Origin of the sequence: Allobosea sp. LjRoot90 (genome assembly GCF_964254315.1) — a bacterium.
Lineage (GTDB): Bacteria > Pseudomonadota > Alphaproteobacteria > Rhizobiales > Beijerinckiaceae > Allobosea.
The window spans coordinates 32,664-47,942 of sequence record NZ_CAXUTF020000013.1 but is presented as its reverse complement, the minus strand read 5'-3'; the positions used below and the strand labels follow the sequence as shown (position 1 = coordinate 47,942).

Below are 15,279 nucleotides of genomic sequence, written 5' to 3'. Positions count from 1 at the left end.
CGCAGCGCGGCATAAACATGAACGGAGCGTAATGTTGCATCGACTGGCCGGCGAAATTCTATGCCGGCGGCGGCGCTAACCATGCTTGCCTCTTGTAAGGCCGCGTGATCCCCATCATATTTCCGGGTGTCGCCACGATGGTGCGCGACGGTGGGCGTCGCAATGGCGATGTCCGCCAGGCAAAGTTTCAAGGGGAATTCTCTCCATGAGCGATTTCGACCGCAACGCTCAAGTCTGGGGTGCCGGCCGCGCACAGCAGACCAGCGCTGCCGAGCTGGACCAGGGCCTGCGCTCGTTCATGCTCGGCGTCTACAACAACATGACGATTGGCCTGGCCATCACTGGCCTGATGGCGATCGGCATCTCGATGCTGGCGATCGCCGGCTACTCGCCCTCGGGCAAGGTCACCGCGCTGACGCCACTCGGCCAGGCGCTCTACCTTTCCCCGCTGAAGTGGGTGGTGATGCTGGCGCCGCTGGCCTTCATCTTCTTCTTCTCGTTCAAGGCCGAGAGCATGAGCTCGTCGACGGCCCGCGCGATGTTCTTCGTCTTCGCGGCGGTGATGGGCATTTCGCTGTCGTCGATCTTCGTCGTCTTCACCGGTGAGTCGATCGCCAAGGTGTTCTTCATCACCGCGGCGGCCTTCGGCGGCCTCAGCCTCTACGGCTACACCACGAAGAAGTCGCTGTCGGGCATGGGCTCGTTCCTGATCATGGGCCTGATCGGCCTGGTGATCGCCTCGGTCGTGAACCTGTTCCTGGCCTCGAGCGCGCTGTCCTTCGCCATCTCGGTGATCGGCGTGCTGGTCTTCGCCGGCCTGACCGCCTGGGATACGCAGCGCCTGAAGGAAATGTACCTGTACTCGGACCTCGACTCCGAGTCGGCTGCGAAGCTCTCGGTGAACGGCGCCCTGTCGCTCTACCTGAACTTCATCAACATGTTCCAGATGCTGCTCTCGCTCTTCGGTTCCAAGCAGGAGTGATCAGGGCGACAGCCTGAAAACACGAAGCCCCGGCCGCAAGGCCGGGGCTTTTTCTTTGTGGGCCAGCCTGTGCGCGGCGATCTCAGCTCACCACGCTCAGCCGCTTGTCGAGCACCTTGAGCACCCGGCTCAGCTCGGCTCCGCGCTTCAGGATCAGCCCGGTCGCTGTCACCACCGAATAGGTGCCTTGTCGCCGCGCCAGCGAAGGATCCTTGACGATCCGGTAGAGCGGCACCTCGGCTGCGCGGCGAAAGACCGAGAACTGCGCCTTGTTGCGCAGGAAATCGATGGCGTAGTCGCGCCACTCACCGGCCGCGACCATCCGGCCATAAAGGTTGAGCAACTCGTTCAGCTCGCGGCGGTCGAAGGTGACGGAAGAGGGCGCGGCGGCAGCCGGAAAGGCGACGACCGCGCCCGCTCGCTGCGCTGGTGGAGTTTCGCTTTCGCTCATCGCTCCTCCTCTTCATCACCTGACGTTACCCGGCAAGGGATGATGCGCCCGCCCCCCGGCGCTTGGCAAGACAGCTTGATGACGGCGCCGAGGCCTTCCCTCACCTTCATAGCGATTGCCATGATTTTGCCGCGCTTGCGCCAAGCGAGCGCCCCGTTGCGGCATTCAACTCCGTTCGTTGCCTAGACGGCCCGACCTGTCCGGCACCGGACACGTCAGCCCCCCAGCCCCTCCGGCGCTGCGGCGGGTCGGGCCACTGGTCCAGGCTAACTTACGGCTGGCGGTTTCCGCCGGCCGTTTTCTTTGGCTGGAAGCTTTAGCGTGACGCGACGTGATATTCGGGGTTTGGCCGCATATCGACCGCCGAGGCGATCCGATTCGACATGTTGAAGAAGGCGGCGACCGCGCCAATGTCCCAGATGTCGCGCTCACTGAAGGCGGCCTTGCGCAGGGCCTCCCGGTCCTCTTCCTCGATTCGATGCGGCGTCTCGGTCAGCTTCACCGAAAAATCGAGCATGGCGCGATGGCGCGGCGAGAGCTGCGCGGCACGGTAGTTCATCACCATCATCTCGCCGAGCACCGGATCGCCGGAGAGCTGGCGTACCGCCTGGCCATGTGCGGTGAGGCAGTAATAGCAGCGGTTCACGCTGGAGACCGCGACCGCAATCATCTCGCGCTCCAGCTTCGACAGGCCGGACGGCGCCAGCATCAGGTCGTTGTAGAAGGTGGCGAAGGCCTGGAGCTTGGCATCGTCATGCGCATAAGCCAGCAGGACATTCGGCACATAGCCGAGCTTTTCCTCGCATTTCGCGAAATAGGCCTGCATCTCCTGCGAGAGTTCGGCTCGCGGCAGCGCGAGTGCCATCACGGCAGGCGGCGCGTCCTGTTTCGCCGGCGCTTCGCCCACCATCGCTTTGTCATGCTTCTTCGTCATCTCTGCACTCCTCGCGCTGATATCTGCGCAGATCGGCTGGTACCTGCCGCTTCTGCGCCATATTGGTGCAATCTGGCTGTCGCGATACGACCAAAGTTGCAGCCGCCGGTGAGCTATGTCATCGCTGCGGCAAAATAGCAGGGGGAAGACGACGATGGCCAAGCGGGAAGCGAATGCCACGGCTGCAGCCGTGATCGCAATCGAGACCGCCGCTCGCGAGCTCGGCTCGGCGATGCCTCCAGAGTTCCCGAAGCTGCTCTATGGCCGAACCGTCGCCGAGGATCTCGTCGCGCTGCCCGCCGACCTGCTCGCCCGTGCCGCTGATGCCGCCTATGCCCACCTGACCAGTCGGCGCAAGCCCGGCCAGCCCAATCTGCGCTTCCGCGACGAGGCCATGAAGGAGGATGGGCGCGAACGCCAGATCACGATCCTGGAAGTCGTCAACGACAACAAGCCGTTCCTGCTGGATTCCACTCTCGCCGAGCTGGCCGAGCAGGGCTATGAGCCACGCCTCGTCGCACACCCCATCCTCGCCGTGGTGCGCAAGGACAACGGCACCTTCGAATCGCTCGCCGGTGAAGCCGCCGGTCGCGCCGTCGAGGGCACGCGCCGCGAGAGCCTGATCCATATCCATCTCGACCGGATCGACACCGCCGAGGCGCGTGACCGGCTCGCCGCGGGCCTCGCCCGCGTCTATGTCGATGTCGGCCTCGCCGTCGACGACTGGGCCGCAATGCGCGGCCGCATCACCGAAGTGATCCAGTCCTACCGCGCCAACCCGCCGCCGCTGCCGGAGGACGAGGTCACCGAAGCGCTGAACTTCCTGGAATGGATCGCCAGCGACAACTTCACCCTCCTCGGCGTGCGCGCTTATCGCTTCGCCGGCGGCGACACCGCCGCCGACCCCGTCGATTCCTCCGGCCTTGGCATCCTGCGTGACCCGGATGTGCGGGTGCTGCGCAAGAATCGTGAACTCGTGGTGATGACGCCTGAGATTCGCGCCTTCCTGGCCAAGCCACAGGCGCTGATCATCACCAAGGCCAACGTCAAGAGCCGCGTCCATCGCCGCGTCCATCTCGACTATGTCGGGATCAAGCTCTTCACCGCCGATGGCAGGCTCGACGGCGAGTTGCGCATCGTCGGCCTTCTGACCTCGAACGCATATACCGGCACCGCCCGCTCCATTCCCTATCTGCGCCTCAAGATCGCGCGCGTCCTCAAGAGCACCGGCTTCGATCCGTCGAGCTATTCCGGCCGCGCTCTGTACAACGTGCTGGACGCCTTCCCGCGCGACGAGCTCTTCCAGATCGACATCGAGACGCTCGAGCGTTTTGCCCTCGATATCATGCAGTTGACCGAGCGGCCGCGCATCCGCGCGCTCGCCCGCGCCGACGAGTTCGATCGTTTCGTCTCGGCGCTCGTCTTCATCCCGAAGGACCGCTACGACACCACCGTGCGCCGCCGCGTCGGCGAATTCCTCGCCCGCATCTATCAGGGCCGCGTCTCCGCCGCCTATCCGGCCTATCCGGAAGGGCCCCTCGCCCGCACGCATTATATCATCGGCCGCGACGAGGGCCGCACGCCCAAGATCGACCGCGATACGCTCGAGGCCGGCATCGCCGCAATCGTCCGCACCTGGGGCGATGGGCTGAAGGACGCGCTCGACGCGCAGAAGGCCGGCCCCGCGGCGCGTGCGCTGGCCGAGCGCTATGCCGAGGCCTTCGGCGCAGCCTATCGCGAGCGCTATTCCGCCGAGGATGCGCTGATCGATATCGACATGCTGCAGAAGCTGTCGGACGAGCGGCCGCGCGCCGTCAATCTCTACCGTCGCGAAGGCGACGGCCCGACCCGCGCCAATCTCAAGCTGTTCTCGCGCGGCGCTGCGATCTCGCTGTCGGCACGCGTGCCGATGCTGGAGAACATGGGCTTCCGCGTCGTCAACGAGCGGACTTTCAACATCACGCCGCAGCAGAACGGAGCGACCGGCTCGGATGCGCGCGTCTGGCTCCACGACATGACGCTGGAGCGCGCCAGCGGCGGCGAGATCGACATCGAGAACCTCGATCCGACGATCGAGGCGGCGCTGATGGCGCAGTTCCGCGGCCTCACCGAATCCGACCGCTTCGACCAGCTCGTCCTCGCCGCCGGCCTCGCCTGGCGCGAGGCCGCGCTGCTGCGGGCACTCGGCCGCTATCTGCGCCAGGTCGGCGCACCCTATGCGCAGGACTACATCGCCGATGCGCTGACTCGCCATTCCGGCATCGCCACCGGGCTGGTCAAGCTCTTCATCGCCAAGTTCGATCCGCGCCTCTCCGACAAGAAGCGGGCCGAGCAGGTGAAAGCCGAGCGCGAGCGCATCGAAGCCGCGCTCGCCGACGTCACCAGCCTCGACGAGGACCGCATCCTGCGCCGCTTCGTCAATCTGATCGACGCAGGTCAGCGCACCAACTTCTTCCAGATCGGCCCCGACGGGCATCCGCGCAGCACGATCTCGTTCAAGTTCGCCTCGGGCCAGGTCGACGGCATGCCGCTGCCGCGCCCGCTCTACGAGATCTTCGTCTATTCGCCACGCGTCGAGGGCGTGCACATGCGCTTCGGCAAGGTCGCGCGCGGCGGCCTGCGCTGGTCGGACCGGTCGCAGGACTTCCGCACCGAGGTGCTCGGGCTGGTCAAAGCGCAGCAGGTCAAGAACGCTGTCATCGTCCCGGTCGGCGCCAAGGGCGGCTTCGTGCCCAAGCAGTTGCCGCCGGCGGGCGACCGGCAGGCCTGGCTCACTGAGGGCACCGAGAGCTACCGCATCTTCGTGCGCACCTTGCTCGAGCTCACCGACAATCTCGACGGCGAGACGGTCGTGCCGCCGCCGGACACGGTCCGCCATGACGGCGACGATCCCTATCTCGTCGTCGCCGCCGACAAGGGCACCGCGACCTTCTCCGACACCGCCAATGCGCTCTCGGTCGAGAAGCATCACTGGCTCGGCGACGCTTTCGCCTCCGGTGGCTCGCAGGGCTACGACCACAAGGGCATGGGCATCACGGCGCGCGGCGCCTGGGAGGCGGTGAAGCGCCATTTCCGCGAGATCGACGTCGACATCCAGACGACGCCCTTCACCGTCGCCGGCGTCGGCGACATGTCCGGCGACGTCTTCGGCAACGGCATGCTGCTCTCGCCGGCGATCAAGCTCGTCGCCGCCTTCGACCATCGCGACATCTTCCTCGACCCCGATCCCGACATGGCCAAGAGCCTGGCCGAGCGCCAGCGCATCTTCGCCCTGCCGCGCTCCTCCTGGGCCGACTATGACAAGTCCCTGATCTCCAAGGGCGGCGGCATCTTCTCGCGCCAGGCCAAGAGCATTGCGCTCTCGCCCGAGGTGCGACAGGCACTCGACTTCGACAAGGCGCAGGTCACGCCGGCCGAGCTGATGACGGCAATCCTGAAGGCGCCGGTCGACCTGCTCTGGTTCGGCGGCATCGGCACCTATATCCGCGCCGGCGACGAGACCGACGCCCAGGTCGGCGACCGCGCCAATGACGCGATCCGTGTCACCGGCGCCGATCTGCGCGCCAAGGCGATCGGCGAGGGCGCCAATCTCGGCGCGACCCAGCGTGGCCGCATCGAGGCGGCACGCCAGGGCGTGCGCCTCAACACCGACGCGATCGACAACTCCGCCGGCGTCAACACCTCGGACGTCGAGGTCAACATCAAGATCGCGCTCGCCGACCCCGTCCGCGACGGCCGCTTGCCCGAGAAGAAGCGCAACGCTTTGCTCGCGCAGATGACTGACGAAGTTGGCCTGCTCGTCCTGCGCAATAATTACCTGCAGAGCCTGGCGCTCTCGCTCACCGAGGCGCAGGGCATCCAGGCGACACCGCATCTGCGCCGGCTGATGGTGCAGCTCGAGGAAAACGGCCGGCTCGACCGCAGCGTCGAGTACCTGCCATCCGACGCGATGCTGATCGAGCGCGAAAAGCGCGGCGAGGGCCTGACCCGGCCGGAACTCGCGGTCCTGCTCGCCTATGCCAAGCTCGCTCTGCACGACGCGCTGCTTGAATCGGCCATTCCCGACGATCCCTATCTGAAGAGCGAGCTCGTCCGCTATTTCCCGCAGCCGCTGCGCGAGGGCTATGGCCCCGAGATCGCCGGCCACAAGCTGCGCCGCGAGATCGTCGCGACCCAGCTCGCCAATGCCATCATCAATCGCGGTGGCCCGGCGATCGTCTCGACGCTGGCCGACCAGACCCGCGCCGAGGCTCCGGCGATCGCCGCCGCCTACGCCGTCGCTCGCGATTCCTTCGACCTGATCGCGCTGAACGGCGCCATCGATGCGCTCGACGCCAAGCTGCCGGGTAAGACCCAAACCGGGCTCTATGCCGCCGCGCAGGAATTGGTCGTCGACCGGATGCGCTGGTTCCTGCGCCGCGGCGTCGCCACGCCGGGCGCGATCGAGCAGACCGTGGCGCACTATGCCAAGGGCGTCGCGGCGCTGGAAGGTGCGTTAGCCGAGCTGCTGCCGGAGGCAGCGGCCCAGGCGCGCAATGCCCGCATCGCCGCGCTCACCGCCGAGGGCGTGCCCGAGCCGCTGGCGGTGCGCGTCGCCAGCCTGCCCTGGCTCGCCGAGGCAACCGACATCGTCGACATCGCGAGCCGCACCAAGCGCGACATCGTCGACGTCGCGCGGATTCATTTCGCTGCCGATTCGGTCTTCGGTTTCTCGACACTGGCCTCGGCGGCCGCTGCCGTGCCGGCGACCGACGATTATGAGCGCCTGGCACGCCAGCGCGCGGTCGAGACGCTGACCGACGCCCATGCTGGGCTGACACAGGAGATCGCCACCGGCAAATCGGGCCCCGATGCGCTGAAGGACTGGCTGGCAGAACGGGGCGCCGACGCCGAACGCACCCGCGCCACCGTCTCGGCCATTGCCATGTCCGGCCTCTCCCTGCCAAAGCTGATGGTGGCGGCCGGTATGCTGGCCGATCTGCCACGCCGATAAGGCCGAGAAGAGAGTTTGGCGATGAGCCCCGAAGACGAGAGTACGATGCCGGCTGCGACGCGGATCGATCCGAAGTTGCTGGAGATCCTCGTCTGCCCGGTCACCAAGGCCACGCTCGAATACGACGCCGCTCGCCAGGAGCTAATCAGCCGCGCCGCCAAGCTCGCCTATCCGATCCGCGACGGCATCCCGATCATGCTGCCGGAAGAGGCACGTCAGCTGGAAGGGTAGTGCCGGAAATCACGTCTCCTATTTGGGCTGACTCAAGTAAGATTCGGTAGGACCGCGGAAGCTTGGTGCGCGACCTGCCGATAACCGTCCGGCCCGACTCGGTATGACCGGGTCTGACTCTGGGTCACGGCAACAGGTAGTGCCTACAGCATCTCGCCCTTGAGCAGGCGCGGCGTCGATCCTCCCAATCCGGCCGCCTCGCGGATGAAGAAGCGCTTAAGCCCCGGCATGCGCTCGACCAGGCCGAGCCCGAGATCGCGCACCAGCCTGAGCGGCGTCGAATCGTTCGAGAACAGCCGGTTGAGTCCGTCGGTGACGACACCCATGGCGACCGTGTCGAAGCGCCGCCCCTTCTCGTAGGTCTCGAGCACGTCCGAACCGCCGACATCGAGGCCAAGGCGGGCGGCATCGACGATCGCCTCGGCGAGGGCCGCGACGTCCTTCAGCCCGAGATTGAGCCCCTGGCCGGCGATCGGATGGATGACATGAGCGGCATCGCCGAGCAGCGCCAGCCGGTCGCCGACGAAACGGCGCGCCACGCCGAAGGACAAGGGATAGGCGCCCGGGCGGCTTTCCATGGTGATCTCGCCGAGCTCCAGGCCGAAGCGGCGCTCGACTTCGAGCAGGAGGTCGCTGTCGTCGAGCGCCAGCAGCGCCGGGACGTTCTCGCTCGCTTCCGTCCAGACGATCGAGGAGCGATGGCCGAGCTTGCCGCCATCGGCCAATGGCAGGATCGCGAAGGGGCCAGACGGCAGGAAATGCTCGACCGCCCGCCCCTCATGCGGCCGCTCATGACCGATGGTCGCGACGATTCCCGATTGCGGATAGGACCAGCCGACCCAGCCGATGCCGGCCTGTTCGCGGAGCTTGGAACGCGCCCCGTCCGCCGCGACCAGCAAGGCGCAATCGAGGCTCTCGCCGCTCGCGAAGTTCACTGCAGCCATACCGCCGTCGTCAACTGCGCTTGAGCGGACGCCCTCGGCCCGCAATTCGACACCATTGGCGCGCGAGACCTGGAGTAGTGCCGCCATCAGCGCGCCGTTCTCGACCATATGGGCGAAGGGCTGATCGGGTTCGACCTCGCCGTCGAAGCTGAGGAAGACCGGCCGTACCAGATCCGGTGTGCGGCTGTCGGTGATCACCATCTCGGTCATCGGCGTCGCCGCCGTTTCCGCCAGACGCCAGACGCCGAGCGCCTCCAGCATGTTGCGCGCCGCCGCTGCGACCGCATAGGCGCGGCTGTCGGCTCGCGCCGGCGCGGCCAAGGCCGGATCGGCGACGATGATGCGGAAGCTCTCGCCCAGCGCCTGCTTCAGCGCGACCGCTAGCGTCAGCCCGGCGACGCCGCCGCCGGCGATGACGATGCGCTGGCTCGCATTTTCGGGGCTCTGCACCATGGCCTTCCTCGCATCGCACCGCTTGACGCGGCCAGATCGCTCGTTGCTGATGCAACCCTGCCGTCTTGCCTACAGCCGGCCCGGGCCGCAAGCCCGCGCCAAGCCAGTTTCCCGCCGATGACCCGCGCCGCCGACACCCTGCTCTCGATCTTCGATCTCGAACCGCTCGGACACAACCGGTTCCAGGGTCGCAGCCCCGACAATGGCTGGACCCGGGTCTTCGGCGGCCAGGTGATCGGCCAGGCGCTCTATGCCGCCTGCAAGACGGTCGAGGAGCGCCAGCCGCACTCGCTGCACGCCTATTTCCTGCTGCCCGGCGATCCGCAGATCCCGATCGTCTACGAGGTCGAGCGCCTGCGCGATGGCGGCTCGTTCACGACGCGGCGCGTGCTCGCACTGCAGAAGGGCGCGGCGATCTTCGCGATGTCGGCATCCTTCCAGATCGCCGAGCCCGGCTACGACCACCAGATGCCGATGCCCAACGTGCCGATGCCGGAAGAGCTTCCCGATCGCGACGGCATGGAACGCGACGTGCTGCCGCACATGCCCGAGGCGGTGCGAGCCTATTACCGGCGCGAGCGGCCGATCGAGATCCGCCCGGTCGAGATGAGCCGCTACGCCGCAGACGGATCGCGGGAGCCGAGATTCGACGTCTGGGTCAGGGCCTCGCAGAAGCTGCCGGACGAGCCGGCGCTGCACCAGAGCGTGCTCGCCTATGCCTCCGACCTGATGCTGCTCGATTCCAGCCTGATCGCGCATGGCACCAGCGTCTTCGACCGGCGTATCCAGGCGGCAAGCCTCGATCATGCGCTCTGGTTCCACCGGCCCTTCCGCGCCGATGACTGGCTGCTCTACGCCCAGGACAGTCCCTCGGCCTCCGGTGCGCGTGGCTTCTCGCGCGGGCTGATCTTCGACCGGGAGGGGCATCTGGTCGCCTCGGTCGCGCAGGAAGGGCTGATCCGACCCCGCCCCGACCGCGTCTGAGCGAAAGCCGCCTGCTTTCACAGCATCTGCCTAATTCTTAGGCATTAGAGCCCGCTGAGATCCGCCTGATCATGGCGGAATCGCGGCATTGCCCGCTCGCGCGCCACATCTTCCGGTTGGCACGCCGCTTGATAGGTCCACCCCGACGCGCCTGGCTCGAAAGGGCGCGAGAGGCGCAACGACGTCGCTTGGACCGCGGTCCGGCGCGCACAAGCGGGGATAACCCAGCCATGAAGATCGTGATGGCTATCATCAAGCCGTTCAAGCTGGAGGAGGTGCGCGACGGGCTCACCGCCATCGGCGTGCACGGGCTGACCGTGACCGAAGTCAAAGGCTATGGCCGTCAGAAGGGCCATACCGAGATCTATCGCGGCGCCGAATACGCCGTGAGCTTCCTGCCGAAGATCAAGATCGAGGTCGCCGTCACGGACGATCTCGTCCCCAAGGTGATCGAGGCGATTACCGCTGCTGCCCGCACCGGCCAGATCGGCGACGGCAAGATCTTCGTTTCGTCGATCGAGAAAGCCGTGCGCATCCGCACCGGCGAGACCGATGGCGACGCCCTCTGATCCCGACCTTCCGTCCAGGAGTTACACGATGAACATCAAGACCCTTAACCGGGCCGGGCTGGTCGGGCTGGCGCTCGCCGCGATGGCCGGCGCCGCGCTGGCGCAAGCTCCCGCTGCACCGCCTGCCCCCGTGCCCAACAAGGGCGACACCGCCTTCATGATGAGCTCGACGATCCTCGTCCTGCTCATGACCGTGCCCGGCCTCGCTCTGTTCTATGGCGGCCTCGTCCGCTCCAAGAACATGCTCTCGGTGTTGACCCAGGTCTTCGCCATCGTCTGCATCGTCTCGCTGCTGTGGATCATCTACGGCTATTCGCTCGCCTTCACCAATGGCGGTGGCCTCAACGACTATGTCGGCGGTTTCTCCAAGGCCTTCCTGCGCGGCGTCGACGCCAATTCGACCGCCGCGACCTTCTCCAACGGCGTCGTCATCCCGGAATATATCTACATCGCCTTCCAGATGACCTTCGCCTGCATCACGCCGGCCCTCATCGTCGGCGCCTTCGCCGAGCGCATGAAGTTCTCGGCGCTGCTGCTCTTCATCGTGCTCTGGGTCACCTTCATCTATTTCCCGATGGCCCACATGGTCTGGTACTGGGGCGGGCCTGATGCGGTCGGCAACGCCGCCAAGGCGCTGGCCGAGGCCGGCCCTGACGGCAAGGCCGCAGCCCAGGCCGCGCTCGACGCGGTCAACGCCGATGCCGGCATGCTGTTCAAGTGGGGCGCGCTCGACTTCGCCGGCGGCACCGTCGTGCACATCAACGCCGGTATCGCGGGCCTGGTCGGCTGCGTCCTGATCGGCAAGCGCATCGGCTTCGGCCGCGAACTGATGGCCCCGCACTCGCTGACCATGACCCTGATCGGCGCCGCCCTGCTCTGGGTCGGCTGGTTCGGCTTCAATGCCGGCTCCAACCTCGAAGCCAACGGCACCGCCGGCCTCGCCATGATCAACACCTTCGTCGCCACCGCGGCGGCGGCGGTCGCCTGGCTGTTCGTCGAATGGGCCGTGAAGGGCAAGCCCTCCATGCTCGGCATGGTTTCGGGTGCGGTCGCCGGCCTCGTTGCCATCACCCCGGCCGCGGGCTTCGCCGGACCGATGGGCTCGATCGTGCTCGGACTCATCGCCGGCGCCGTCTGCTTCGTCTTCTGCTCGACCGTGAAGAACGCGCTCGGCTACGACGACTCGCTCGACGTCTTCGGCATCCACTGCATTGGCGGCATCATCGGCGCGCTCGGCACCGGCATCCTGGTCAACCAGGCGCTCGGCGGCGCGGGCATCCCCGACTATGCGACCAAGCCGGGCGAGCTGGTCGCCGCAACCTACGAGTTCGGGACCGCCTTCATGGCCCAGCTCAAGGCGGTGCTATTCACCCTGGTCTTCAGCGGCGTCGGCTCGGCGATCCTCTACAAGATCGTCGACGTGATTGTCGGCTTGCGTGTCCCGGCTGACCAGGAGCGTGAGGGCCTCGACATCGCCGAGCACGGCGAGCGCGCCTACCACGACTGAGCGCGGACTTTACCTCCGATAAGACAGCGCCCCGGCGGGAAACCGCCGGGGTTTTCTGTTGGCGCCCTTCAATCGCGGCTTTCCGCGCGATCGAGCACGATCTCGAGAACCTGCACCGCCTGCGGCAATTCGATCAGGAACTCGGCATCGCGTTCGAGATGGTGGATCTTGCGTGGATCGGGCCCGGCGAAGCGCGACATCGCCTCGACGCTCTCCCAGTACGAGATCGTCACGAACTCGCTCTCGGTCTTCCGATCCTCGCGGAACATCTGCGCGCCGAGCGCCTTTCTGGCCAGCGGCCTGACGCCGACCTCGAGCAGATAATCCGCGTAGGCATCGGCCTTTTCCGGCACGGTGCGGCCACGCCAGATCCGGGCAATTCTCGCAATTCTGTTCTCGCCATCGGTCATGTCGCCCTCCTCGCTGGTGCTTGTCGAAGAATGCTTTGGTCGCGCCATCGTTCCCGAGGCCCGCGACAGCACGCGGCGGCAGCGCAAGGTTAAGCGCGCCTTAACCGGACCTTCCTAACCTGCCGGTTCGATGGGGCGGTCTCGGCCGCCTTCCTCATGCCCGCAGACCACGGCCCGATGCGCACGATCCGACGCTCCTCATCGCTGATCGACCGCCTGCCCGATCCGGTGCGGGAGTTCCTGTCGCGCCGCGCTGCCGAGATCGGCGGCATGGCGATGCTCGCGCTGATGGTCGCCGTCGCGGTCGCCCTCGCCACCTGGTCGGTCGACGATCCCAGCCTCAACAACGCCACGCGCGGCACCGTGCGCAACTTGCTCGGCCGGCCGGGCGCGATGATTGCCGATCTCGCCATGCAATTGCTCGGCCTCGGCGTGGTCGCACTGCTGCTGCCGCCGCTGCTCTGGGCGCTCAGGCTGATCCGCTTCCATCTCTTCGATCGCAGCGCGCTCAAGCTCGTGCTCTGGGTCATCGGCATCGTCTCGACCGCCGCGGTGGCGAGCGCTTTGCCGGCAACCCCGCGTTGGCCGCTGCCGACCGGCATGGGCGGCGTGATCGGCGATGCGCTGCTGCATGGCACCCGCAATATCGTCGGGCTCTCCGGCACCGCGCTCGGTGGTCTCGTCGCCTTCGTCTTCGCCGGTATCGCTATCCTCTCGGTCACGGCCGCGGCCGGCTTCGGCCTCGTCACTGACGCTGACCCCGAGCTCGACAGTGACGATGATCCGGCCTGGGCCGATTCGGACGACCGCCGCGACGACGAGCCCGGCCTGTCGGTGATCCTGATCGGCTGGCTTGCCCATGGCGCCATGGCGCTGAAGGCCGCGATCATGCGCCGTCTGCCGCGACCACCACAGCCGGCATCGGCGAGTGCCGGGTCGATGCCCGTGCCGGTGCAGAGCGGGCGGGTCCGCCGCGAACCGAATTTCACCGGCGGTCCGGAGCCTTATAGGTCACCTGTCGTCGCACCCGAGCTCGCTCGCGCCGCGGCCGTCAGGCCGAAAGCGAATGCTCCCGCGGCCTATGACGACGACGAGCCGTTCGAGGCGCAGGACGTGCGCGACCTCAACGCGCCGCGCGTCACGCCGCCGCTGACCGCACCCAAGCCCGGCAAGCGCCTGTCGCGCGAGGCCCAACCCTCGCTGCTCGACCGCGACACCTTCGAATTGCCGCCGCTGACCTATCTCGCCGAGCCGAAGAAGCTGCCGGCCAACACCGTTTCGACCGACGCGCTGGAGCAGAACGCCACCCTGCTGGAAGGCGTGCTCGAAGATTTCGGCGTGCGCGGCGAGATCAGCCAAGTCCGCCCCGGCCCGGTTGTGACGTTGTACGAGCTTGAGCCGGCCCCCGGCACGAAGTCGTCGCGGGTGATTTCGCTTGCGGACGACATTGCGCGGTCGATGAGCGCGATCTCGGCCCGCGTCGCGGTGGTGCAGGGCAAGAACGCGATCGGCATCGAATTGCCCAACGCCAAGCGCGAGACCGTCTTCCTGCGCGAACTGCTCGCCAGCCAGGATTTCGAGGGCACCAAGCACAAGCTGGCGCTTTGCCTCGGCAAGACCATCGGCGGCGAGCCGGTGATCGCCGATCTCGCCCGCATGCCGCATCTGCTCGTTGCGGGCACCACCGGCTCGGGCAAGTCGGTCGCGATCAACACCATGATCCTGTCGATCCTCTACCGGCTGAAGCCGGAGGAGTGCCGGCTGATCATGGTCGATCCCAAGATGCTCGAGCTTTCGGTCTATGACGGCATCCCGCATCTGCTCACCCCCGTCGTCACCGACCCGAAGAAGGCGGTCGTCGCCCTGAAATGGGCGGTGCGCGAGATGGAGGAGCGCTACAAGAAGATGTCGAAGCTCGGTGTACGCAACATCGACGGCTTCAATGTCCGGGTCGGCGAGGCGCTTGCCGCCGGCGAGGTCATCACCCGCACGGTCCAGACCGGCTTCGACAAGCATTCGGGCGAGGCGATCTATGAGGAGGAGGCGATGGACCTGTCGCCTCTGCCCTATATCGTCGTGATCGTCGACGAGATGGCCGACCTGATGATGGTCGCCGGCAAGGAGATCGAGGGCACGATCCAGCGCCTGGCCCAGATGGCCCGCGCCGCCGGCATCCATGTCGTGCTGGCGACGCAGCGCCCTTCCGTCGACGTGATCACCGGCACGATCAAGGCGAACTTCCCGACGCGGATCTCCTTCCAGGTGACGAGCAAGATCGACTCGCGCACCATTCTCGGCGAGATGGGCGCCGAGCAGCTGCTCGGCCAGGGCGACATGCTCTACATGGCGGGCGGCGGGCGGATCACCCGCGTGCACGGCCCGTTCGTCTCGGATTCCGAGGTCGAGAAGGTCGTGGCGCATCTGAAGACGCAAGGGCGGCCGGACTATCTCGACGCGGTCACCGCCGAGGACGAGGCCGCCGGAGCCGAGGACGAGGACGGCGCGGTCTTCGACAAGAGCGCGATGGGCGCCGAGAGCGACGATCCCTACGAGCAGGCGGTTGCGGTCGTCCTGCGAGACAAGAAGGCCTCGACCTCCTACATCCAGCGCCGGCTGCAGATCGGCTACAACCGCGCCGCCTCGATCATGGAGCGGATGGAGAACGAAGGCATCGTCGGACCGGCCAACCACGCCGGCAAACGCGACATCCTCGTCGAAGCCGGAAGAGCAAGAGAAGACGAGGACTGAGGGCGGGTGCGGCCAAGTGGCGCGAAACCGGTCCTGAAAATGCCATCACCCCGGTGCAACTTCTCCGCCGACT

11 protein-coding genes are annotated in these 15,279 nt (G+C 66.8%); 7 read left to right on the top strand and 4 right to left on the bottom strand.

Translation table 11 applies throughout. From position 1 onward, the window contains the following. Positions 1 to 205 precede the first annotated feature (205 nt). The gene (locus ACSQ3M_RS27630) at positions 206 to 982 is read left to right on the top strand and encodes a Bax inhibitor-1/YccA family protein (RefSeq protein ID WP_436153288.1); all 777 of its coding nucleotides are present in this window, start codon (positions 206 to 208) and stop codon (positions 980 to 982) included. A gap of 82 nt (positions 983 to 1,064) precedes the next feature. Here ACSQ3M_RS27630 and ACSQ3M_RS27625 read toward each other — a convergent pair whose 3' ends face one another. Beyond that, the gene (locus ACSQ3M_RS27625; protein ID WP_436153287.1) at positions 1,065 to 1,433 is read right to left on the bottom strand and encodes a DUF2794 domain-containing protein; all 369 of its coding nucleotides are present in this window, start codon (positions 1,431 to 1,433) and stop codon (positions 1,065 to 1,067) included. Positions 1,434 to 1,749: 316 nt separating this feature from the next. Beyond that, positions 1,750 to 2,343, bottom strand: a complete 594-nt coding sequence (locus ACSQ3M_RS27620) for a peroxidase-related enzyme (RefSeq protein WP_436153340.1) — start codon at positions 2,341 to 2,343, stop codon at positions 1,750 to 1,752. 178 nt (positions 2,344 to 2,521) lie between these two features. On the opposite strand from ACSQ3M_RS27620, the gene ACSQ3M_RS27615 reads away from it, so the two are divergent. Then, entirely contained in the window at positions 2,522 to 7,360 is a 4,839-nt protein-coding gene (locus ACSQ3M_RS27615) for an NAD-glutamate dehydrogenase (RefSeq protein WP_436153286.1), read from the top strand. A gap of 21 nt (positions 7,361 to 7,381) precedes the next feature. Next, complete coding sequence (locus tag ACSQ3M_RS27610) at positions 7,382 to 7,591, top strand: Trm112 family protein (protein ID WP_436153285.1); 210 nt, start codon at positions 7,382 to 7,384, stop codon at positions 7,589 to 7,591. Between the two features lie 143 nt (positions 7,592 to 7,734). Here the strand turns inward: ACSQ3M_RS27610 and ACSQ3M_RS27605 are convergent, their stop codons facing one another. Then, complete coding sequence (locus tag ACSQ3M_RS27605; RefSeq protein WP_436153284.1) at positions 7,735 to 8,988, bottom strand: ubiquinone biosynthesis hydroxylase; 1,254 nt, start codon at positions 8,986 to 8,988, stop codon at positions 7,735 to 7,737. A gap of 117 nt (positions 8,989 to 9,105) precedes the next feature. Between ACSQ3M_RS27605 and tesB the strand changes: the two genes are divergently transcribed. The 3 genes from tesB to ACSQ3M_RS27590 all read left to right on the top strand — a co-directional run bounded on the left by tesB (position 9,106) and on the right by ACSQ3M_RS27590 (position 12,048). After that, a complete protein-coding gene (gene tesB / locus ACSQ3M_RS27600) occupies positions 9,106 to 9,972 on the top strand; it encodes an acyl-CoA thioesterase II (protein WP_436153283.1) in 867 nt (288 codons plus the stop codon). Between the two features lie 230 nt (positions 9,973 to 10,202). After that, positions 10,203 to 10,541, top strand: coding sequence for a P-II family nitrogen regulator (locus ACSQ3M_RS27595; RefSeq protein ID WP_110493299.1), 339 nt, complete (start codon positions 10,203 to 10,205; stop codon positions 10,539 to 10,541). A gap of 28 nt (positions 10,542 to 10,569) precedes the next feature. Beyond that, positions 10,570 to 12,048 (top strand): ammonium transporter, encoded by a 1,479-nt coding sequence (locus tag ACSQ3M_RS27590; RefSeq protein ID WP_436153282.1) that lies wholly within the window; start codon positions 10,570 to 10,572, stop codon positions 12,046 to 12,048. Between the two features lie 68 nt (positions 12,049 to 12,116). Here the strand turns inward: ACSQ3M_RS27590 and ACSQ3M_RS27585 are convergent, their stop codons facing one another. After that, positions 12,117 to 12,458, bottom strand: coding sequence for an antibiotic biosynthesis monooxygenase family protein (locus tag ACSQ3M_RS27585; protein ID WP_436153281.1), 342 nt, complete (start codon positions 12,456 to 12,458; stop codon positions 12,117 to 12,119). Between the two features lie 177 nt (positions 12,459 to 12,635). Here ACSQ3M_RS27585 and ACSQ3M_RS27580 point away from each other — a divergent pair, with 177 nt between their 5' ends. Next, on the top strand, positions 12,636 to 15,206 hold the full coding sequence (locus ACSQ3M_RS27580) for a DNA translocase FtsK 4TM domain-containing protein (RefSeq protein ID WP_436153280.1): 2,571 nt from the start codon (positions 12,636 to 12,638) through the stop codon (positions 15,204 to 15,206). Positions 15,207 to 15,279: the final 73 nt, after the last annotated feature.